The sequence below is a fragment of the Xenorhabdus kozodoii genome, assembly GCF_002632875.1.
GTDB lineage: Bacteria > Pseudomonadota > Gammaproteobacteria > Enterobacterales > Enterobacteriaceae > Xenorhabdus > Xenorhabdus kozodoii.
Genome location: NZ_NJCX01000072.1, coordinates 1 through 1,343, shown reverse-complemented (window position 1 = coordinate 1,343; position 1,343 = coordinate 1). Strand labels below are relative to the sequence as shown.

The following is a 1,343-nucleotide window of genomic DNA, read 5'->3' as shown; positions in this document are numbered from 1 at the left end:
CCCCCTACTTTGTGAGCGATACTCTGACAGGGTATTTTTTTCTGGAGAGGTCATCATGCAAAACGTCACACTCATTGGTATCGATCTCGGTAAGCATTCCTTCCATATTCATTGCCAGGATAAATCCGGCAAGGCCATTCTGCGTAAAAAGTTTACGCGTACCAAGCTCATGCAGTTTTTGGCAACGTGTCCCTCTTTAACGGTTGTGATGGAAGCCTGTGCTGGCGCTCATTTTATGGCGCGACGGATTGGCGGTTTAGGCCATGAAGCCAAACTCATCTCTCCCCAATTTGTGCGCCCGTTTGTCAAAAGTAATAAAAATGATTTTGTTGATGCAGAGGCGATATGTGAAGCCGCATCACGGCCATCAATGCGCTTTGTCCAGCCGAGAACAGAGACTCAACAGGCCATGAGAGCACTACATCGTGTCAGAGACTCACTCATCCGGGATAAGGTCAAAACGACTAACCAAATTCAGGCCTTTTTGCTGGAGTTCGGTATCAGCCTGCCAAAAGGTGAGGCGGTCATTAAACGCTTATCACGGGTACTTGCGGAACACGAAATGCCCGATTATTTGAGCCGTTTGCTGATGAGATTACACACCCACTATCTTTATCTTGTTGAGCAAATCACGTCGTTAGAAGCCGAATTACACCAGTCCCTTGAAGCAGACGAGACGGATCAACGCCTGATGACAATCCCGGGGATTGGCCCCATCACGGCCAGCTTGCTCTCCTCTCAGCTCGGTGACGGTAAACAATTTTCAGGCAGCCGGGATTTTGCTGCCGCTACCGGGCTTGTGCCCCGACAATACAGCACGGGCGGAAAAACCACTCTGCTGGGTATCAGCAAGCGAGGCAACAAAAATCTGCGCCGGTTACTGGTTCAGTGCGCCCGCATATTCATGATGCGGCTGGAACATCAACAGGGTAGACTGGCTGAGTGGGTTCGGGAACAACTGAATAAGAAGCATTCGAATGTCGTTGCCTGTGCGCTGGCAAACAAGCTGGCACGGATCGCGTGGGCAATTACCACTCAGCAAAATGAATATCGGATCTGATAGATGTCAAGCTGATTCAATAGGTTAAGGATAAAGCAGTTAAAGACAGTTACCCATCTGGTTTTGCGAAGACTGATTATTGATGACATGAATGGCCTATCGGCCTGATGAAGAATCTGAACGTAAGAAGGGCTCATCGAAGCCGAAGTCATTTTCAGGTTCATCAGGCGCGAAACTCATCGTGGCGCGGGCATCTTTGCCTATAGAGACGCCGGATAGATTTAAGCAAGCCAACCCGACATCAAAATCAGTGTTGCAAAAACGGGGGTGACCATAGATTTCT

Annotated in this window: 2 protein-coding genes; one reads left to right on the top strand and one right to left on the bottom strand. The window is 49.0% G+C overall.

Annotated features, from left to right (window positions below; translation table 11 throughout):
* Positions 1 to 55 precede the first annotated feature (55 nt).
* Positions 56 to 1,060, top strand: a complete 1,005-nt coding sequence (locus Xkoz_RS19100; protein WP_099143508.1) for an IS110 family RNA-guided transposase — start codon at positions 56 to 58, stop codon at positions 1,058 to 1,060.
* Between the two features lie 96 nt (positions 1,061 to 1,156).
* On the opposite strand, the gene Xkoz_RS22465 is transcribed toward Xkoz_RS19100, so the two are convergent.
* On the bottom strand, positions 1,157 to 1,343 hold a 187-nt coding region (locus Xkoz_RS22465), incomplete at its 5' end, for a hypothetical protein (RefSeq protein WP_099143507.1).

Bases quoted from the DNA above. Each gene is read 5' to 3' on its own strand.
- Xkoz_RS19100 (WP_099143508.1), top strand. From the start codon at position 56: ATGCAAAACGTCACACTCATTGGTATCGATCTCGGTAAGCATTCCTTC.